This is a genomic window from Dickeya lacustris, from assembly GCF_029635795.1.
In the GTDB taxonomy this organism is placed as follows: Bacteria; Pseudomonadota; Gammaproteobacteria; order Enterobacterales; family Enterobacteriaceae; genus Dickeya; species Dickeya lacustris.
This window is the reverse complement of sequence record NZ_CP114280.1, coordinates 1804799-1826125: the sequence shown is the minus strand read 5'-3', so window position 1 is coordinate 1826125 and position 21327 is coordinate 1804799. Positions and strand designations below refer to the sequence as shown.

Genomic DNA, 21327 nt, shown 5'->3' with positions numbered 1-21327 from the left:
GTGATGGTTAAATCAGCGTGAATGTAGTCACCCAACTTCGTCGTCGCCCGGCAGTTTCAACACAATTGCCCGATACATTGCCCGATTTGCTGCGCCGCTTATATGCCCAGCGCGGCGTAACGCAGCCGCAGGAGCTTGAGCGTAGCCTGCATGGTCTGCTTGATTATCGTCTGTTGCAGGGGATTGATAAGGCAGTCAGTGTGCTGCAACAGGCATTATTGCAGCAGCGTCGTATTGTCATTGTCGGCGATTTTGATGCGGATGGTGCCACCAGTACCGCCTTGACGGTGCTGGCGCTGCGCAGTATGGGCGGGCGCGAAGTTCAGTATTTGGTGCCCAACCGCTTCGAAGATGGTTATGGGCTCAGTCCCGAAGTGGTGGCACAAGCCGCTGCCAAAGGTGCCGAGCTGATTGTCACCGTCGATAACGGCATTTCATCTCATGCTGGCGTTGATGACGCGCACCAGCGCGGTATCGAGGTGGTGGTGACAGACCACCATTTGCCTGGCGAAACCTTGCCTGCTGCCGAGGCGATGATAAACCCGAACCTGCCGGACTGCGCGTTTCCCTCTAAAGCGCTGGCGGGGGTTGGCGTCGCCTTTTACCTGATGATGGCGCTGAGGGCTCGGTTGCGTGAGTCCGGCTGGTTTAGCGCGCAGGGAATTGCCGAGCCCAATCTGGCCGAGTTGCTTGATTTGGTCGCCCTTGGCACGGTTGCCGATGTGGTGCCGCTTGATGCCAATAACCGGATTTTGGTGGCGCAAGGGCTAAGGCGCATTCGGGCCGGCAAGTGCCGACCAGGGGTTCGCGCCTTGCTCGAAGTGGCTAATCGAGAAGCTTCACAACTGGTCGCAAGCGACCTTGGGTTTGCCCTTGGCCCGCGTCTGAATGCCGCAGGCCGTCTGGATGATATGTCCGTTGGCGTTGAGTTGCTGTTATGTCAGGACATCGCCCAGGCGCGCATGCTGGCTTTCGAACTGGATGCGTTAAACCAGAGCCGACGCGAGATAGAAGCGGGCATGCAGGTCGAGGCATTACAATTTTGTGAACAGCTTGAGCGTAGCCGCGACGCGCTGCCGCTCGGGTTAGCGATGTACCACCCGCAGTGGCATCAAGGCGTGGTGGGGATTCTGGCCTCGCGTATCAAAGAGCGTTTTCATCGCCCGGTGATTGCATTTGCACCGGCAGGCGACGGCATTCTGAAAGGTTCCGGGCGGTCTATCGCCGGGTTGCATCTGCGCGACGCGCTGGAACGCCTCGATACCTGTCACCCCGGTATGATGCTGAAATTTGGCGGCCATGCCATGGCCGCTGGCTTGTCACTGATGGAGAGCCGTTTTGACGAGTTCCGCGCCCGCTTTGCCGAGCTGGTGGGCGAATGGCTTGATACTTCTCAGCTTGAAGGTGTGGTGTGGTCGGATGGCGAGCTTTCGCTGACGGAATTAACGCTGGATACTGCCGAAATGTTGCGCGAAGCCGGGCCCTGGGGACAAGCGTTTCCTGAACCATCGTTTGATGGCCGCTTTCGCATTCTGCAACCGCGCTTGCTCAAAGAGCGCCACTTGAAAGCCATGTTTGAGCCACTCGGTAGAACCGGCCCGGCACCGTTGCTGGATGGCATCGCGTTTAATGTCGATACGGCTATCTGGCCCGATCCGAGCATTAAAGAAGTGGAAATGGTCTACCGGCTGGATATCAATGAGTTTCGGGGGAAACGTTCCGTCCAATTGTTGATAGAACATCTGTGGCCGTTGTCATAATCGACGCGGAATAATACGGCGATGTGTTCGCGATAGATGTGTTTGCGATATAGATGTGTTCGCGATAATAGATGTGTTGCGTGATACACGCCGGGCTTTCCCCGGCGTTTTCTTTGTCGTTGCAGTAGGCGCTATCCTGGTCGGTACTATTTGTCAGGTCTTATCCCGCCAAACGCGACAGGCGGCTGCCGCTAAAATCGGTAAAGAACTATAAACCCCGGCGTTGATCCGCTACAATTCGCGGTTTACATGCATTCTTTCATCGATAAACAACCTATAAGATCTGACGACCATGTTTGAAATCAATCCGGTAAAAAACCGCATTCAGGACCTGTCTGACCGGACAGCCGTTCTGAGGGGGTATCTTTGACTACGACGCTAAAAAAGAGCGTCTGGAAGAGGTAAACGCCGAGCTGGAGCAGCCCGACGTATGGAATGAACCTGAGCGCGCACAGGCGCTGGGCAAAGAGCGATCCTCTCTGGAGATAATCGTTGATACCATTGATCAGATGGTGCAAGGGTTGGACGACGTTTCCGGCCTGCTGGAACTGGCCGTAGAGGAAGACGACGAAGACACCTTCAATGACACGCTGCTTGAGCTTGATCAGTTAGAAGGCAAGCTGGGCCAACTGGAGTTTCGCCGTATGTTTTCCGGCGAGTACGACAGTGCGGACTGCTATCTTGACCTGCAAGCCGGTTCCGGCGGTACGGAAGCGCAGGATTGGGCCAGTATGCTGCTGCGTATGTACTTGCGCTGGGCGGAAAGCCAAAGGCTTCAAAACCGAAATTATTGAAGAATCCGAAGGCGAAGTCGCGGGTATCAAGTCTGCCACTATCAAAATCATGGGCGACTATGCATTTGGCTGGCTGCGTACCGAAACCGGCGTACACCGTCTGGTGCGTAAGAGCCCGTTTGACTCAGGTGGTCGCCGTCACACCTCGTTCAGTTCTGCTTTCGTGTATCCAGAAGTCGATGACGACATCGATATTGAAATCAATCCTGCCGATTTACGCATTGACGTGTATCGCGCCTCCGGCGCGGGTGGCCAGCACGTTAACCGTACCGAATCTGCGGTGCGTATTACTCACATCCCGACCAATATTGTGACGCAGTGCCAGAACGATCGATCTCAGCACAAGAACAAAGATCAGGCCATGAAACAGCTGAAAGCCAAGCTGTATGAGTTTGAAATGCAGAAGAAGAACGCTGAGAAACAGGCGATGGAAGACAATAAGTCTGATATCGGCTGGGGCAGCCAGATTCGTTCTTATGTGCTGGACGACTCCCGCATTAAAGATCTGCGTACCGGGGTGGAAACACGCAATACTCAGTCGGTGCTGGATGGTGATCTGGACAAGTTTATCGAAGCAAGTTTAAAAGCGGGGTTATAAGGAATCTCATGTCTGAACCACAAAACCAGGGTGCCGAGCAGGCGCTGGATCTGAACAACGAACTGAAAACCCGCCGCGAGAAGCTGGCGGCGTTGCGTGATAACGGCATCGCTTTTCCGAACGATTTCCGTCGTGACAGCACCGCCGATCAACTGCATGCCAGCTTCGATGAAAAAGACAACGAAGAGCTGGAAGCGCTGGGCCTGGAAGTGACGGTGGCAGGGCGCATGATGACCCGCCGTATCATGGGCAAAGCGTCATTCGTGACTTTGCAGGACGTTGGCGGCCGCATTCAGCTGTACGTCGCGCGTGATGACCTGCCGGAAGGCATCTACAACGAGCAGTTCAAAAAATGGGATTTGGGCGACATCCTTGGCGCACGCGGCAAGCTGTTTAAAACCAAGACCGGTGAGCTTTCCATCCACTGTACCGAACTGCGTTTGCTGACCAAGGCATTACGCCCACTGCCGGATAAATTCCACGGCCTGGCGGATCAGGAAACCCGTTACCGCCAGCGTTACCTTGACCTGATTGCCAACGACGAATCCCGCCACACTTTCCGTGTGCGCTCGCAGATTCTGGCCGGTATTCGCCAGTTCATGGTTGGCCGCGATTTTATGGAAGTGGAAACGCCGATGATGCAAGTCATCCCCGGCGGTGCGTCTGCTCGCCCGTTCATTACCCATCACAACGCGCTGGATATCGACATGTATCTGCGTATTGCGCCGGAGCTGTACCTGAAGCGTCTGGTGGTCGGTGGTTTTGAGCGCGTATTCGAAATTAACCGTAACTTCCGTAATGAAGGGGTGTCGCCGCGCCATAATCCTGAGTTCACCATGATGGAACTCTACATGGCGTACGCGGATTACAAAGACCTGATTGAACTGACGGAGTCACTGTTCCGCACGCTGGCGCAAAATATTCTCGGCAACACCGAAGTGACTTATGGCGACCAGGTGTTCGACTTCGGCAAGCCGTTTGAAAAGCTGACCATGCGCGAAGCTATCAAAAAATACCGCCCGGAAACTGAAATGGCCGAGCTGGATCAATTCGATAGTGCGAAAGCCATCGCTGAAACCATCGGTATTAAGGTGGAGAAGAGCTGGGGGCTTGGCCGTATTGTGACTGAAATCTTTGAAGAAGTTGCAGAAGTTAATCTGATCCAGCCGACGTTCATCACTGAATATCCGGCTGAAGTGTCGCCGCTGGCGCGCCGCAACGACCAGAACCCGGAAATTACTGACCGCTTCGAGTTCTTCATCGGCGGACGTGAAATCGGTAACGGTTTCTCCGAGCTGAACGACGCTGAAGATCAGGCGCAACGCTTCCAGGATCAGGTGGCGGCGAAAGATGCCGGTGACGACGAAGCGATGTTCTACGACGAAGATTACGTTACGGCGCTGGAACATGGCTTGCCGCCGACGGCGGGCCTTGGTATCGGCATCGACCGTATGGTGATGCTGTTTACCAACAGCCATACTATTCGTGATGTCATTCTGTTCCCGGCGATGCGTCCGCAGAAGTAACGGTTGCTCGTCAGAGGTATACGGCCCGACTGCCTGAATAAGACAGCCGGGCCGTTTTCATTTCATTGCCTGACTGTTGATGATGGTGCCAGCCGTGGCATGATGCCTGTGGCAAACGATAAATGAAGGCTGATAACAAGGCTGATGGCAAAGCTGATAGAAAAGAGGAAAACAATGTTACTGGTTGTGCTGAGTGGATTACTGCTATCGCTGTCGCTGTGCCTGGATTTGGGAATGGTGAATACGGCGATCATTAACCGTGGCTTGCGCGATGGTGTGGGGGCGGCGTTTTTTATTGGCCTGGGGTCGTGCTTTGGCGATCTGATTTATGCCACGCTCTCGGCATTGGGGATGGTGGTCATCTTCAATTACACGCCAGTTCGCTGGCTGCTGTGGCTAGGTGGTGGCGCGGTGTTGCTGTGGTTGTCATTGAGTATGGCGCGTAGCGCCTGGCGTGACTATCGGCAACAACGCACGTTATCGCTTGAGACACAAGAGCCATCGGCACCGGTGGTGGCGACGGCCGCCGGGCGGAACTTTATCAGTGGCGTAGGAATGGCATTGGCATCGCCGAGTTCATTATTGTGGTTTGCCGCAGTCGGTGGCACGCTGATTGCGCAGGCAACCGATGGGTCATCCAGCCAGGTTGCCTTGTTTTTATCCGGTTTTTTTGCAGGCGGCGTGCTTTGGACGCTACTGATGTCGATACTCATCAAATTCGGGCGCGGCGCATTAAAAGGGCGCTTATCGCTTTATTGCAGTGCGATATCGGCAGTCTTGTTTGCTGGCTTTGCTATCCAGGTTATCGTGAATGGCTATCAAACACTGCTGTTACCACTGGCTTGATTCAATCGCTCAAAACACACGCAGTTAACCGGTGTTTTGTCTTGCCCGCCAGACAGATAACGCTATAATGCCTCTCACTTCCCGCGCGGGCGTAGTTCAATGGTAGAACGAGAGCTTCCCAAGCTCTATACGAGGGTTCGATTCCCTTCGCCCGCTCCAATCACGCGTGTAACATCTTCCCTTTCGCCAAGAGTCGAATCAGTCTCATAGACTGCGTTTTTTGATTATTTACCACGGCTTGTGTCTGCCAAAACAGTATAGCGGTAATAGTTTTCTACTGGGATCGTACCTTGCTCGGGGCTTTGAGATTGTGCTTAATATCTAGCTATGTATACCCGTTATACTTCAAATTGCAGGCGCGCTGGCTTTCCTGCAACTCGAATTATGTAGCGTATGGATACATATTTTTATGTGAATGAAACATCCTGCCATAACCGATAGTAAAGGTATGAAGACAGTGGAATTAAATCAACAATTAACCATGGAAATATATTTTCAAATATGGTTTTTATGTTGGTTATATTGATGCTTATGATTTTATTGATTTTTTAAACATTAACTGCATATTGAATATTTTGTTAATGCATGTCTCTATTGGTCAGTTTTATTTGGTAATGTTAATTTATCACCTATGGATTTCGGTGAATAAGGCTAGTGTTAACAAAGATATATACTTATATAAGGCTTTAATGTTTATTTTGGTTCAGTTGTTATCTATTGAAAATAGTTACCTTGATTAAAAATCGCCAAATGATTTTATTTGATAATGAAAATCAGTTTCACTTTTCTGATTTCCAGAATGACCTTATTCCATTTTAGGTCACAACTTTGTTTGATGTGTTGACTTGGCATGTGTTGGTTGACTGTTGTGCTGAAGTAGGAGTGGGGACTATTGCTTGTTATTCGTCAAGCTCTTATGGCGTGAATTTTGAGTTTTCTTATGGAGGTAAGTCACAATACTGCTACACCTCCTTTGCTGTGGCATGTAGAATATGCGGGTTATTTTTCCTTTTTCTGGCCATTTTTTCAACAAAATCGGACGTGCATCGACAAAACGAAGGCATAAGGCGAACTTTGGGAGCCCCCAAGGGCGGTAGCATGCCTAAAATTTGTACGGTTTTGTCGCAAAAACTGATGGTCAGCAAGTCAGATATTTCGTTTTCTGGATGCAAAACTATGAAAATATTAGTAACAGGTGGTGCCGGATTTATCGGTTCTGCAGTGGTTCGTCATATTATCAAGAACACAGCGGACTCCGTTGTTAACGTAGATAAACTCACCTATGCTGGCAATCTTGAATCGTTGGCTGACGTTAGTGGACATGAACGTTACGTTTTCAAGCATGTCGATATTTGTAATGCCGCTGACTTAAAAGAGGTTTTTGATAGCTGTCAGCCAGACGCGGTGATGCATTTGGCCGCAGAGTCCCATGTTGACCGCTCTATTGATGGCCCTGCTGCTTTTATTGAAACTAATATTGTTGGAACATACACATTACTGGAAGCGGCTAGGGCTTACTGGAGTCATCTGGAGCCGAGCAGGAAATCAGCTTTCCGTTTTCACCATATTTCGACAGATGAGGTCTATGGCGATTTAGAGGGAACAGATTCTCTATTTACAGAAACGACACCCTATGCCCCTAGTAGCCCGTATTCAGCCTCTAAAGCATCCAGCGATCATCTTGTCCGTGCCTGGTTACGTACTTATGGTTTGCCGACAATTGTGACAAATTGTTCTAACAACTATGGCCCCTATCATTTTCCCGAAAAATTAATTCCACTGATGATTTTAAATGCCTTAGAAGGTAAGGCGTTGCCGGTTTATGGTGATGGGATGCAGATTCGTGATTGGTTGTTTGTTGAAGACCATGCACGAGCGCTTTATAAAGTCGTTACTGAAGGTGTTGTTGGCGAGACTTACAACATTGGCGGGCACAACGAAAAAGCCAATATTGAGGTTGTTAAAACCATTTGCAGTCTGCTTGATGAATTAGTACCACAAAAGCCAGCTGGTGTTGGAGCATATCAGGATTTGATTACCTATGTAAAAGACCGTCCAGGGCATGATGTACGTTATGCTATTGATGCAGGAAAAATCGGTCGGGAGCTCGGATGGAAACCTCAGGAAACCTTTGAAAGTGGTATTCGAAAAACGGTTGAATGGTATCTAAATAACCGTTCATGGTGGGAGCGAGTATTAGATGGTTCATATAGTAGAGAACGTTTAGGGAGCGTGAATAAATAATGAAAGGGATTATTCTTGCCGGTGGTTCTGGTACGCGCCTTTATCCTCTTACTCGCGGTGTCTCCAAACAATTGTTGCCTATCTACAACAAGCCGATGATTTATTATCCGCTATCAACGTTGATGTTGGCGGGTATTCGTGATGTATTAATCATCACGACGCCTGAGGATAATGAGGGATTTAGACGCCTGTTGGGTGATGGAAGCCACTTCGGAATTAATATTGAGTATGCAGTACAGCCGAGCCCTGATGGTTTAGCTCAGGCATTCATTATTGGTGATAAATTCATAGGTAATGATCGTTGTTGCTTAGTTTTAGGTGATAACATTTTCTACGGCCAGTCTTTTAGTAAAATGCTTAAAACTGCCGCGTCAAAAGAAACGGGTGCTACTGTATTTGGCTATCAGGTGAAAGACCCTGAGCGTTTTGGCGTAGTTGAGTTTGATGCTGAAATGAAAGCTATTTCTATAGAGGAAAAGCCTCTCAAACCTAAATCTAATTATGCGGTTACGGGGTTATATTTTTATGATAATCGTGTAGTAGATTTTGCTAAACAAGTGAAACCCTCTCACCGTGGTGAGCTTGAGATTACCTCAATTAACCAGATGTATCTTGAAGACGGTTCGCTGAGTGTTGAGCTATTTGGCCGCGGATTCGCGTGGCTTGATACCGGAACACATGAAAGTCTGCATGAAGCCTCTTCATTTGTTCAGACGATTGAGAATGTACAAGGGTTGAAAGTTGCTTGCCTGGAAGAAATTGCTTGGCGTAATGGTTGGTTGTCTGATGATGTTTTAGTTTCGCTAGCTGAACCAATGTTGAAAAATGAGTATGGGCAGTATCTGATGAGCCTTGTTAAATAAAATCCTGACAAGAATACATGATGAAAATATTAATTACTGGCAGTAAAGGGCAAGTTGGACACTGTCTTGTCAATCAACTGTCCACGCAAGCAGATATACTTGCTGTTGATCGCGATGAACTGGATATTACGGATAAGAATGCCGTTTTTGACACTGTTAAAAAATTTCGTCCAGATTATATTATTAATGCTGCCGCTCACACGGCAGTAGATAAAGCTGAAGATGAAGTTGAGCTTTCGTATGCAATTAATCGTGATGGTCCCACATATCTTGCACAAGCTGCCAGCGCTATAGGCGCGGTAATATTACATATTTCCACTGACTATGTTTTTGATGGTGAAAGTGAGCATGAGTACGAGGAATGCATGCCTACCGCACCACAGGGCGTATACGGAAAGAGTAAGTTGGCTGGTGAACAAGCGGTCGCTTCCTCAGCAGATAGATATTTGATTTTGCGTACAGCCTGGGTATTTGGTGAGCATGGGCATAATTTTGTGAAAACAATGTTAAAACTTGGCTCAACTCGAGATAATATTAGTGTTGTCAGTGATCAGGTTGGTGGGCCTACTTATGCTGGTGATATTGCCACAGCATTAATTGGTATGGTCAATTACATTGACAGTGGGAAAGCCCCTGAATGGGGAGTGTATCATTTTTCAGGTATGCCCCACGTTAGCTGGTTTGAGTTTGCTTCTGAAATATTTTCTCAAGCTAAAGAAAAAAATGTATTAGAGTCTGTCCCGTGTCTCTCACCGATTCCAACCTCTGCATATCCTACACCAGCTAAAAGACCATCCAATTCTCGATTAAATTGTGAGAAAATTAAAAGGCAGTTCAATATTTCCCCCAGTGACTGGCAGAAAGCACTGAATAATATTCAAGCATATAAGTGATATTATGAAAGTTATAGATACAGATATTCCTGATGTTAAGATTATTGAGCCTGTAGTATTTGGTGATGAACGTGGTTTTTTCATGGAGACTTGGCAACAAGATAAATTTGATGAATTAGTTGCTGGTTATCCATGCCATTTTGTACAGGATAATCAATCAAGATCGCAGAAAGGCATTCTTAGAGGGCTTCATTATCAAACTGAGAATACTCAAGGGAAATTAGTCCGAGTAACACTTGGAGAGGTTTTTGATGTTGCTGTTGATATTCGGCAATCATCACCGACATTTGGGAAGTGGGTAGGCGTCTATCTTTCTGCAGAAAATAAAAGGCAATTGTGGATACCGAAAGGATTTGCTCACGGATTTTATGTCACCTCTCAGGAGGCTGAGTTTGTATATAAATGTACCGATTACTATAATCCCAAATCTGAATGTACATTGTTATGGAATGATGCTGAAATTAATGTGCACTGGCCCTTTCCAAAGGATTGGACTCCGGTTTTATCAGAAAAAGATAGAAGTGGTAAATCATTCGCAGAGTGTAAAAAATTATAGTAACTGGGGTATAAAAGAACATGCTTTCTCGACTGTATAATCATATCGGTCTAATAAAAACATTAACCATTAGAGATATAAGCTCTCGCTATAAAGGCTCTTTCTTAGGGGTTTTATGGACATTAATAAATCCGATAATGATGCTGGCTGTCTACACCTTTGTTTTCAGTGTTGTATTCAAAGCTAGATGGCCTGGGGGAACTGGAAGTAAAATTGAGTTCGCATTACTATTATTTTCAGGGTTAATTGTATACAACATTTTCTCTGAATGTGTTAATAAATCTCCTTTGCTAATAGTCAATAATCCGAATTTTGTTAAAAAAATCATTTTCCCCGTTGAGATTTTACCAATTGTCAGTGTTATATCTTCACTTTTTCAAGCGTTGATGAGTTTTATTGTTTGGGCGGGATTTTATTTTCTATTTTCCGGTGCTCCACCATTAACAATAATACTACTTCCTATAATTTTATTGCCTTTAATTTTTATTACTCTGGGTGTCAGTTGGTTTTTAGCCGCATTAGGTGTTTATATTAGAGATATTTCTCAGATAACAGGGCTAGTAACAACAGCACTACTTTTCCTATCCCCTATTTTCTATTCAACCGATTCCTTACCTGAGCAATTTCAGGATCTTATGAAAATAAACCCGCTCACTTTAATCATTGAGCAGGTTAGAGATATTATGATTTGGGGGAAGCCAGTAGATATTCTTGACTTTTTAATGATTACTGTTTTTTCTTTAATCGTGTTGGTCTTTGGTTATCTTTTCTTTAATAGAACCAAGAAAGGATTTGCCGATGTACTATAGTAAGAGATATATTTAATAATATATTTCATTTTTAATAAAGAAGTAAACCATGCTAAATATATAAAGTTCTTTATCGGGTCTTTATATTTATAATAATAATCGCAGGGGTTTTCTGCTCGGTCTAATTACTAGATGGTTAAATCAGTATCTCTTTTTATAGAAAATCAAAATACTCATATCTTTAATTAAATATAGCTTTCTATATTTTATATTGTTTTTTAGATGGAAATATAATAGGAACTATTTCGTTTGTTCCTATAGCTCTAAATTTTTGTAGCTTTCTCTAGCTATTTTAGCTTCAAAATACAATGAAGGGTTTTGCTGATGTCATCCGATATTGCGATAAAAGTAGAAAATTTAAATAAATGCTATGAGATTTACGATAATCCTTTAGACAGACTAAAGCAGTTCATCTTTCCTCCAATAGTTCGATCTCTGACTGGCAAAGATAAAAAATACCATAAAGATTTTTGGGCATTACGAAATATATCTTTCGAAGTAAAGAAAGGAGAAACAGTCGGATTGATTGGTCGGAATGGCTGTGGGAAGTCAACATTATTACAACTTATTTGTGGCACATTGAGTCAGACATCAGGAGATATCCAAACTAATGGCCGAATAGCGGCATTGCTCGAATTAGGTTCGGGATTTAATCCTGAGTTTAGTGGTCGCGAAAATGTCTATATGAATGCATCTGTTCTTGGATTAAAAAAGACGGAAATAGATCAGAGATTTAATGACATTATTGCGTTCGCAGATATTGGAGAGTTTATCGATCAACCCGTAAAAAACTATTCCAGTGGTATGGTTGTCAGGTTAGCATTCGCCGTCATTGCGCATGTTGATGCAGATATTTTAATTATTGATGAAGCGTTAGCCGTTGGTGATGCCTTTTTTATTCAAAAATGTATGAGATTTCTTCGGTCCTTTATGGAAAAGGGTACCGTTTTATTTGTAAGTCATGATACTGCGGCAGTTATTAATTTATGCAATAAAGCTATATATATAGATAAGGGTGAGGTTATTTCTATAGGCGCACCAAAGGATATTACTGCCAAATATCTTGCCTCTTTATATGAAGAGGAACAGGATATTAGTTACTCTGCTACTGATCATGATGATGTCAAGGAGATCAATGATTCTGAATACCGGGATTTTCGAGAGTCTATGATCAATGTCTCCACATTAAGAAATGACATTGAGATTTTTAAGTTCTCTCGCGATGCGGATAGTTTTGGTAGTGGTGGTGCAACAATTAATTCGGTTAGATTATTAGATTCTGATGGAACGCCCCTATCTTGGATAGTCGGTGGAGAGAACGTTATTTTAGAAGTGAGATGTTTTGCTAAAGAAGATATATTTCAACCCATAGTTGGTTTTGATTTTAAAGACAGACTAGGACAGGTTATTTTTGGTGATAATACATATTTAAAATATAAAAATACTCCATCAGAAATTAAATCGGGTCAAACAGTAGTTGCAAGATTCCATTTTAAATTACCTATGTTACCAACGGGGGATTATACCGTAAATGCGGCAATAGCTGATGGTACACAGGAAAAACATGTTCAATTGCACTGGGTTTATGATGCAATGATGGTCAAAGTACACGCGAGCTCTATATGTTTTGGCCTTGTAGGTATACCTATGCGAGATATTGAGTTATCTATTAAGTGATATAACTTAATTTTTATCGCAGTAGCCAATTTTTGATGATGTAAAAATTATATCTCAAAGCCTAAGTGAATTCTGAGGAAATACTGATGCATCAATCAGCTATGTATTACGGGGGCATGTTCTTTAAAGCATATTGCCAAAACCATATGAATAAAGAATTGGTAATAGCTGAAATTGGCTCCCAGAACGTAAATGGTTCATTAAGAGATATTGCACCTGAAGGCTCTAGTTATATAGGAATGGACTTTGTTGCAGGAAACGGTGTCGATATTATTATTAATGACCCATATCGGTTGCCACTTGACAATAACTCTGTCGATGTTGTGGTAAGCTCATCCTGCTTTGAACATTCTGAATTCTTCTGGCTTGTATTGCTTGAGGCATTAAGGATTTTAAAAAAAGATGGGATTCTATATTTAAACGCTCCAAGTAATGGATTCGTACATCGCTGGCCAGTCGATTGTTGGCGTTTTTATCCTGACTCAGGGCATGCATTGGTGAACTGGGCTAATAGAAATGGGCATAATGCATTGCTATTAGAGTCCTTTGTTGGCAAAAAATCGGAGGGCGAGGTTGCTAGTGGCGGAGCATGGAATGACTTTGTTGCTGTAATTCTTAAAGACGCCAGTTTTGCTGAACACTTTGATAATAGAATTATCGAAGAGCTATCAGAGTTTACAAATGGCTATTCAAATAAAGTATCTGGAGTTATTAACGATTCTGCGGAAAACCCAGATAGTACAGTCCTAATCCTTCAAAATGAAAGAATTAAAAAACTAACTAATGAAGTTGATAATATAAAAAACTTATTGAATGAAAAAGAATTATTAATAAAGGATATGACGGAAAGGGAAGGCGTCTTTATGGAGTCCGTCAAGCTCTTTGATGAAAGTGAGAGTCTGATTGATGAGAGCCCAGACTTTAATTTAAATATTAGCAAATCAATTATTAGCAATGCAATAAAGAAAAAAAGTAATCTTTTGGATAATATTAGATTGCTTGAAGATGAAAGAGATCAGCTTACTCTATCTCTGGATGCCAAGGATTTAGTAATTAAGGAGGTGATTGAAGATAAAAGAGTCCTTGAGGAAGAGATCGAATCTCTAAAAAATGAAAAATCAAGGCTAGAAGATGAAAAAGAAAATCTCAATCTATCACTCTCTGAATTAAATATAATAAATAGTGAGTTGCATAATACTGCAGACTCTTATTTCAATTACATTGAAGAAATTAAACGGTCTACTTCGTGGCGAATATCCTCACCGGTGAGACTATTTGGGAAAATATATAATAAAGCTAAGTATATGATAAAATACATAATTTCAAAATTAATTTCCTCCCCAAAAATAAAAATTGCCAAGTTATTTAATGCGCTTTCTTATGCACACCGCTATTATGGTTCTTATAATGTTTTGATGAAGAAAGTGATAAATATTTATAGCCGTGAGGGTATCAAAGGATTAAAGAATAGAGCCAATACTCTTTTATTAAGAAATGCTCCTCAAAATACCTTACCGCAGAGTAATGGTCATGCTGAAGATATTAATTTAGTTAATAGTAACTCTAATCATGGTTTTTCTGATGGATATAATTATACATTGCCTGGCCATTCTGATTATGAACCACTGGTGTCAGTAATTGTCCCTAATTATAATCATGAAAAATATTTAAAAGAAAGATTAGATTCAATTTATAATCAATCCTATAAAAACATCGAGGTGATACTGTTAGATGATAAGTCGACAGATAATAGTAGAGATGTTTTAGAGGAGTATGCTAAACGGTATAAAGAGAATACAAGAATTTTCATCAATGAGGAAAACTCAGGTGGTGTTTTCTTTCAATGGAAAAAGGGATTCTCTTTGGCCCGAGGTGATTTAATCTGGATTGCAGAAAGTGATGATTATTGCTCACCTAATTTTCTGGAAGATAACGTCAAGAAATTTAGTAATGAAGCCGTAATGCTGTCCTTCTGCCGGACTGTTTTTGTTTCTGGTGATGATAAAAAAGAGATATGGTCTTCCGATGAATATTTGAGAGGACTGGATGTAAAAAATTTAGATAAAGACTTCATAAAATCAGCTCATTATCTTGTAAATCAGTCTTGGGGTATTGGTAATCTGGTTGCTAATGTTAGTAGTGCTTTATTTCGCCACCCTGGAGATTTGCAAGTCTTAGATGATAAGAAATGGTTTTCGATGAAAATCTGTGGTGATTGGGTTTTCTATCTCCATTTAATTAGAGGTGGTCTTGTTGCTTATACGCCTCATAGTACAAACTATTATAGGCAGCATGAGAAAAACACATCGACCTCGAATCAATCAAAACCGATCTATTATCAAGAGTATGAGGCTGTTGCTAAACAGATTGTGTCACTATATAAGATTAACAATAATGTATTACCTAGGTTAGAAAAAGAAGTACAGAAGCAATGGAGTATTTTTAACTCTGATGAATCATTCGATGTTCTATCGGAATACTTTAATATAGAGCGAGTGAGATCAACTTCCTCAGAAAGAAAACCTAATTTGTTGATGTCTACATATGCTCTTGCGGCAGGCGGTGGCGAAACGTTCCCCATATTGTTAGCCAATATAATGCAGAAAAATGGATATGCTGTTACCTTGTTTAATTGGTACGATGCGCCTACAGAAATTGGCGTTCGTAAAATGCTAAATAAGAATATTCCATTGTTGCAAGATATTAACCGAGAACAGCTGTCAGCTATAGCCACAGATTTAGGGATTGAAGTTACCCATTCACACCATGCATGTGTTGATATGTCTCTAGCTGCATTGTTATTAGAAAATAAAGAAGTTGCTAGAGTAATATCTATGCATGGTATGTACGAGATGATTCCAGAGCAAGAGAGAAAACATTGCTTGGGATTAATGGAGCGCTCTATTCATAAGGTTGTATATACAGCACAGAAAAACCTGACTCCATTCTCGATAGATTTTCAGAAAAAACTCGGCTTCGTAAAAATAAATAATGCATTACCAAAACTAGCTATTAATCCCGTCGATCTCTCGTCCTTGGGGATTAATAAGAGTGACTTTGTTATTTGTTTGGTTAGTCGAGCTATTCCAGAGAAAGGTTGGGCTGAGGCTATAGATGCAATAAATATAGCTAATGAATCTAGTGAAAGAAAAATTCATCTTTTGTTAATAGGTGAAGGTGACTGCTATGAGTCATTATCAAAGTCTAAAGCATCCTCAAGTGTTCATTTCTTGGGTTTTAGAAGTAACATTCGTGATTACTTTAGTGCATCACATATTGGTTTACTCCCTTCTAGATTTAAAGGTGAGAGTTTTCCTTTAGTTCTCATTGATTGCTTACTTGCTGGTAAACCGATTATTGCTAGTAATGTTGGGGAAATTGCTGATATGATTAAGTCCCCGCAGGGTGATGCGGGTGTTCTATTTAATCTTAATGATTGGAAAATTCCTGTAAATGAGTTGGCATCGATATTTGTCGAATTATCAAATGCTAGCTCTACAAAGTACGATTTATTGAAAGATAATGTTCCTCATGCGGCATCTAAATTTAGTGAGGAAAAACTCTTTGAGTCTTATGATAGCATTTATACATCAACGATTTCACATATTGGTGATATTAATTAATCTAATATATAATATTAGAAATAAAACCAGCCCCAAATAGTTGGGGCTGTGATAGACAGCATTCTCGAGTTCTTTACTTTTATCATATTGGGAATGTACCTTAATATTGATAAGCTTTCAGTTACGGGGTATATGTGAGAGTACTTATATTAGGCGGCGGTGGATTTATTGGTTCAGCAGTAGTTGATAGATTACTGCATGATGGACATGATATCGTTGTTCTTGATAGGAAGAATGTTAAACCATTCAGAGAGTTTTCTGCTGAAGAGTCTGTTACGTGGATAGAAGGTGACTTCTGCGATAAAGATGATATTAATTCTGCACTAAACAATATTGATGTTGTTTATCATCTTGTGTCAACAACGTTACCGCAAAGTTCGAACGATAATCCATTTTTTGATGTTGAGAGTAACGTTCTTGGTACCATTCAGATTCTGAATTTAATGGCGGAAAAGAAAGTCTCTCGAATTATCTTTATTTCATCTGGGGGAACGGTGTACGGGAATCCTGTATATTTGCCTATAGATGAACAGCACCCTACAGAACCTATGGTTTCTTACGGTGTAACTAAGCTTGCTATTGAGAAATATCTCGCTATTTTTGAAAGAAAATATGGTATTAAAGCATTCTCTATGAGGGTTTCAAATCCTTATGGTGAAAGACAAAAAGTTAATACTGCACAAGGCGCACTAACAATTTTCTCCTATCTCGCACTACAAAATAAAACCATCGAGATCTGGGGTGATGGAAGTGTTACTAGAGACTTTTTGTATGTGGCCGATTTGGCCGATGCTTTTGCTAAGGCATTGACTTATGATGGCCTGCATCGCGTGTTTAATATTAGCTCTGGCACCGGAGCATCCCTTATAGACATAAAAAATACTATTGAAAAAGTTTTGGGAAGAGAGGTTTCATGTGAGTATAAACCAGGTCGAAGTTTTGATGTTCCGGTAAGTATTTTATCTAATTCATTAGCCTTGAAAGAGTTGAATTGGTTTCCCGCTATAGATCTTGAAACTGGTGTAAGAAAAACACTCCAATGGCTGAGTGATAATTATCTTACCAAATAAATTCTCATTGTTTTTTTGACGAATTTATCTCTTGGGTTTAAATTGAAAGTCATTCTATTTATTAATTAAATTATACAGGGGCTCCTGCTTGATAAGTACGGAGTTTTCTGCTCTTTTATCCTTTATTTTATTTTATTTTATTTTATTTTATTTTATTTTATTTTATTGGGTTGTCTTATTTTTATGACCATCCATTGCCTTTTATATGTGGAGTGAGTAATTTTATCATCTTGTTTTTTAGGCCACTTCATAAAAATAAGTCTATCATATAGTATTAACTCTATATCTAGTATATTTTAAGACCGAAGTCGAACGTTTCTTATAAAAATACCACCTACATGATATTGCGTGTCTGTTGATTGTGTTTAACAATCACAGATTTATAAAATTGTTTGAAAAAATGGTTATGTCATGAAAAATCTATATGGCGTTATCCCCCTTTCTAAAGATCGGTTTATATGGTTACTTGTCTTACTGGTGCTATTCTTTAGATTTATTATTGGCTCTACAACCGAAATAGTCGGGGGAGAGTATGATACGGATGCTCTTGCTTATCTGGTTAATGCAGGATACTGGGGGCATTCACAAGATCCTATTCGCCCTCCATTCTTTCCTTTACTCGGATGGGTTGTAATGAAAACTGGCATTCCATTTAGATTATTTTTGGAGTTTTCTTTTATTACATCAATATCTTGGTTGGCTATATTACTTCGGAAAGAGTTAGGCAAACTCCTGGCTATTGCTGTTCTGGTTGCAGTTATACTAAACCCATATACCATCCGTAGTTTTACCGAGGCGCAAAGAGAGCCTGTTCTATTAATATTATATATTATTGAGTTTGGTATCTTATTAAGTATACTGCAGCGTATTAAAAGTGGTAACGTTCCTTATCTTATAGGTGGGGCATTCTCCATTAATTCTGCTTTTATTATACTAACAAGAGAAGGTGAAGAAGTTTTTTCTTTTGTTCTAATTGCTTCGCTAGTGATTTCTATTTTTTTCTTTTATCGGCAGATTGAGAAAAAGAAATTAATTTATTTTTTGATTGTCATGTTACTTCCAATTTTAATTTTATTTAAAATTGTTTCATCATTAAATTATTCTTATTTTGGTGTTGATGGTTATAGAGGACTCTTCTCTTATGAAGTTAAGCTTCTCAATCAGCTTAACCGGATTAAAACTGATGATGCGGTAAGATATGCACCAATAACAAATAATTCTTTTAAACTTGCCCTTGAGAAGAGCCCGGCTTTTGCTGAGTTTGCATCAGATATAACTAAGCGAGAAGGGTATTATGAGTTATTGCGTCAGCATTCCTCTTCTTTTGTCGGTAAAAAGGAAATAGACCCTACGCGAACTATTTGGGCAATTAATAATGCGCTAGATAGTAAATATGCTCAGGATGGCCATACTAAAGCGGTAAAACTGAGTGCTGCTACACGCGAGCTTGAGACATTATTAAATGAGGGACAGCTACCATCTTATACCTTACCTCTGCCTTATCCTTTTGATCCTAACTTTGGTCATTGGATTGGGTATATAGTTTCTTCCTCTGCGTTCTTATTAAAAGATACAGTATTTTTAACAAATGATTTTTCTGGTCTGGGTGTTCGTAACGATTTTGATCCAGACAATTTTAATAATGCCTATAATCGCCGCCCGGCCGTTGTGCAGAAACAGTTCGGTGGGCGGATGCATATGGTTCGAGAGTATATCGTTTCACATTACGATAAATTTTTATGGTTTATTTGTTTTCTGGTCGTTCTTTTCCCACTGAAGAAGATTAGTAGTACGACGCTTATTTGGATGGGGATTATTTCGGCTTGTTTACTAGCTCGTACATTAGTTACTTCAATTCTTTTTACGAGCGTTGCACCAGTTAGCCGTTACATGGTTTTTTCTGCACCTTTATTCTCTATTTGGCTGGTTGTCTTCTTCTTTCTTTTAAAATGTAAATTTTTTCCTACGGTCAAAAAAACGCCGGAAAATTCAGTGGCTCGAGGTGCATAAATTTTATAAATAGACGAATTAAGTTTCGTTGTCTGGTAAATTTTTATTGTTGATGCTGCATCCACTTCTCTAGTGATATGTTGATAATCAATGTTAGGGCATGGATGCCGAAGTGTTTTTTGTAGGAGTGCGAATATATATTTCTTTCCTCATATACTGAAAGTTTTATCTATTAATTGGATGGAAGGTCTGTGTGTTCGCGTTTGATAACAATATATAGTGCCAAACAGTTATGCCCCTTGTTTGACACTATATGTTTATCCTAACTCTCAGAAAAATATCAGGGTGGTTTAGCAGTACAGCGACGACTCACCATCGGGGCGGGTTTTAAATCGGCGATGCAACCATAGATACTGCTCTGGGGCACGCAGAATTTCCCGTTCGATAATCTGATTCATATATTTTGCTGCAAGCTGTTGATCCTGGGAAGGGTAGTCCTGCAATTCAGGCTCAATAACCAGATGATAGCCCTTAAAGTCTGGTTTTCGAATCAATACTGTGGTGATAATTGCCGGCTGTGCTAAACGATGAATGGTAAATGTACCCGAAGTTGTTGCCGCATGTTCCACAGCAAAGAATGGCGCAAAGACACTGCCTTTCGGGCCATAGTCCTGATCGGGCGCGAACCATACCGCCTCGCCGCTTTTTAATGCCTGCACCATACCCCGCAAATCTTTCCTGTCGATCATCGCCTTGTTCGATCGCGAGCGACCCCAGGTTTGCACCAGTTCCATTACTTTATTGTTATGACGTCGATACATCGCCATCATCGGCTGACAAAGGCCCATTGCACGCCCTCCCAGCTCCAGCGACATGAAATGAACGCCAATGACCATAACACCACGTTGCTCACGCCCGGCGTGCTGCAAGTGTTCAAATCCTGAAACGTCAAACCACGCCCTGACACGCTTGTCTGACCAAAACCAGGCCATACCGGTTTCCATCAGCGCCATACCGAGTGAGGCGAAATTCGCCTCTAGCAAGCTTTCACGCTTTTCAACCGTCATCTCAGGAAAACAGAGTTCCAGATTACGGCGGGCCACAGCAACACGGCGTTTAAGAAAATAACGTGATCCCCGCCCCAATGCACTTCCTAACCGCATCAGTAGTGGGTACGGTAATTGCACGAGCAGAAACAAAATGGCCAAGCCACACCACAGTAACCAATAGCGCGGATGGAGCAAATCCCGGGTAAATGTTTGTTGAGTCATGATGAAATATTCCTGAATACGACGCCAGCCAGTTCTTACAAACCAACTATGCCCGACAGTGTCGTTATCCAGCCAACCCAAAGGAATACACAGTGAATGTAAAAAAAGAGGATGAACGGCAGCAAACGAGCGCATAAAGCCTGCTGCCGGAGCGGTTAAGATTACCCGAATTCCCGTTAAGAGAGGAGAGGCGGAGTGTAAATATTACCAAATAGCGACCATGCGCGGTGGTTACATTTTCCTGACTGTGTCACGGTATTAGCATGGTGTTGCCAGAATAACGCTGGAAGCCTTAATTAAGGCGATGACCTTACTGCCCGGCTGTAATCCCATTTCAACGACACTTTCATTGGTGACGCTTGCATGCAGTATAAGCCCGGCGTGAGTGGCTATCTGAACCGTGCTATGAACCGCCCCGTTGATGCATGAGTCAACCGTGCCGGAAAACTGGTTACGTGCGGAGAATTTCAGGCCGCAATCGGCTGATGCTAAAACCACCCAAGGGGCTTTGATTAACGCCAAGGCGGTTTTTCCTGGTTCCAGACCCAGTTCCACCACACTGCTACGCGTGATGATAGTCGTGAGCTGCTCGCCGCTTTCCAGCGTCAATACGACCTCGCTATTTACTGCGCCTTCGGAGACTTGTGACACAATACCCTTGAGCTGATTACGTGCAGAAACGGACATTTTCTCTCCTTAGATAACGATCGACACATTTAATAGACCACGTGTTTTACGATACAAACTCCATGCGTTTACATGAGATTTGCAGAAAATCATTTCGATTGCAGAGCGTATCTTCGATTACAAAGAGTATCGCGGTACGGTTTCACTCCTTTGCCATAAA

14 protein-coding genes, 1 tRNA gene and 1 pseudogene are annotated in these 21327 nt (G+C 42.3%); 14 read left to right on the top strand and 2 right to left on the bottom strand.

All coding sequences use genetic code 11. The features are described 5' to 3' along the window. Positions 1 to 17: 17 nt before the first annotated feature. The 14 genes and pseudogenes from recJ (at position 18) to O1Q98_RS08140 (ending at position 19269) form a co-directional block, all read left to right on the top strand. Positions 18 to 1760: a single-stranded-DNA-specific exonuclease RecJ gene (gene recJ / locus O1Q98_RS08205; RefSeq protein WP_125258306.1), complete on the top strand. Its 1743-nt coding sequence runs from the start codon at positions 18 to 20 to the stop codon at positions 1758 to 1760. Positions 1761 to 2052: 292 nt separating this feature from the next. Then, positions 2053 to 3152: pseudogene (gene prfB / locus O1Q98_RS08200) on the top strand (peptide chain release factor 2). Between the two features lie 8 nt (positions 3153 to 3160). Next, on the top strand, positions 3161 to 4678 hold the full coding sequence (gene lysS / locus O1Q98_RS08195; RefSeq protein WP_125258308.1) for a lysine--tRNA ligase: 1518 nt from the start codon (positions 3161 to 3163) through the stop codon (positions 4676 to 4678). A gap of 174 nt (positions 4679 to 4852) precedes the next feature. Then, positions 4853 to 5524, top strand: a complete 672-nt coding sequence (locus O1Q98_RS08190) for a LysE family translocator (RefSeq protein ID WP_125258309.1) — start codon at positions 4853 to 4855, stop codon at positions 5522 to 5524. Between the two features lie 85 nt (positions 5525 to 5609). Beyond that, a tRNA-Gly gene (locus O1Q98_RS08185) sits at positions 5610 to 5683 on the top strand. 1017 nt (positions 5684 to 6700) lie between these two features. Beyond that, entirely contained in the window at positions 6701 to 7768 is a 1068-nt protein-coding gene (rfbB, locus tag O1Q98_RS08180) for a dTDP-glucose 4,6-dehydratase (RefSeq protein WP_125258385.1), read from the top strand. Next, complete coding sequence (gene rfbA, locus O1Q98_RS08175) at positions 7768 to 8631, top strand: glucose-1-phosphate thymidylyltransferase RfbA (RefSeq protein WP_125258310.1); 864 nt, start codon at positions 7768 to 7770, stop codon at positions 8629 to 8631. The genes rfbB and rfbA overlap by 1 nt, the downstream gene beginning before the upstream one ends. Positions 8632 to 8648: 17 nt before the next feature. Continuing rightward, positions 8649 to 9524 (top strand): dTDP-4-dehydrorhamnose reductase, encoded by an 876-nt coding sequence (gene rfbD, locus O1Q98_RS08170; RefSeq protein WP_338068227.1) that lies wholly within the window; start codon positions 8649 to 8651, stop codon positions 9522 to 9524. A gap of 4 nt (positions 9525 to 9528) precedes the next feature. After that, on the top strand, positions 9529 to 10080 hold the full coding sequence (gene rfbC, locus O1Q98_RS08165) for a dTDP-4-dehydrorhamnose 3,5-epimerase (RefSeq protein WP_125258312.1): 552 nt from the start codon (positions 9529 to 9531) through the stop codon (positions 10078 to 10080). Positions 10081 to 10100: 20 nt separating this feature from the next. Continuing rightward, the gene (locus tag O1Q98_RS08160; protein ID WP_125258313.1) at positions 10101 to 10889 is read left to right on the top strand and encodes an ABC transporter permease; all 789 of its coding nucleotides are present in this window, start codon (positions 10101 to 10103) and stop codon (positions 10887 to 10889) included. Positions 10890 to 11213: 324 nt separating this feature from the next. Then, complete coding sequence (locus O1Q98_RS08155) at positions 11214 to 12566, top strand: ABC transporter ATP-binding protein (protein ID WP_125258314.1); 1353 nt, start codon at positions 11214 to 11216, stop codon at positions 12564 to 12566. Positions 12567 to 12652: 86 nt separating this feature from the next. Next, positions 12653 to 16189, top strand: coding sequence for a glycosyltransferase (locus tag O1Q98_RS08150; RefSeq protein WP_125258315.1), 3537 nt, complete (start codon positions 12653 to 12655; stop codon positions 16187 to 16189). Positions 16190 to 16323: 134 nt separating this feature from the next. After that, positions 16324 to 17259 carry an NAD-dependent epimerase/dehydratase family protein gene (locus O1Q98_RS08145; RefSeq protein ID WP_125258316.1) on the top strand — a complete coding sequence of 312 codons (936 nt, stop codon included), beginning with the start codon at positions 16324 to 16326 and terminating at the stop codon, positions 17257 to 17259. A gap of 411 nt (positions 17260 to 17670) precedes the next feature. Further along, positions 17671 to 19269 (top strand): hypothetical protein, encoded by a 1599-nt coding sequence (locus tag O1Q98_RS08140; RefSeq protein WP_125258317.1) that lies wholly within the window; start codon positions 17671 to 17673, stop codon positions 19267 to 19269. 290 nt (positions 19270 to 19559) lie between these two features. Here the strand turns inward: O1Q98_RS08140 and lpxP are convergent, their stop codons facing one another. Both lpxP and O1Q98_RS08130 read right to left on the bottom strand, forming a co-directional pair. Continuing rightward, the gene (lpxP, locus tag O1Q98_RS08135) at positions 19560 to 20480 is read right to left on the bottom strand and encodes a kdo(2)-lipid IV(A) palmitoleoyltransferase (RefSeq protein ID WP_205744238.1); all 921 of its coding nucleotides are present in this window, start codon (positions 20478 to 20480) and stop codon (positions 19560 to 19562) included. 258 nt (positions 20481 to 20738) lie between these two features. Beyond that, positions 20739 to 21167 carry a TOBE domain-containing protein gene (locus O1Q98_RS08130; RefSeq protein ID WP_125258318.1) on the bottom strand — a complete coding sequence of 143 codons (429 nt, stop codon included), beginning with the start codon at positions 21165 to 21167 and terminating at the stop codon, positions 20739 to 20741. Between the last annotated feature and the right edge of the window lie 160 nt (positions 21168 to 21327).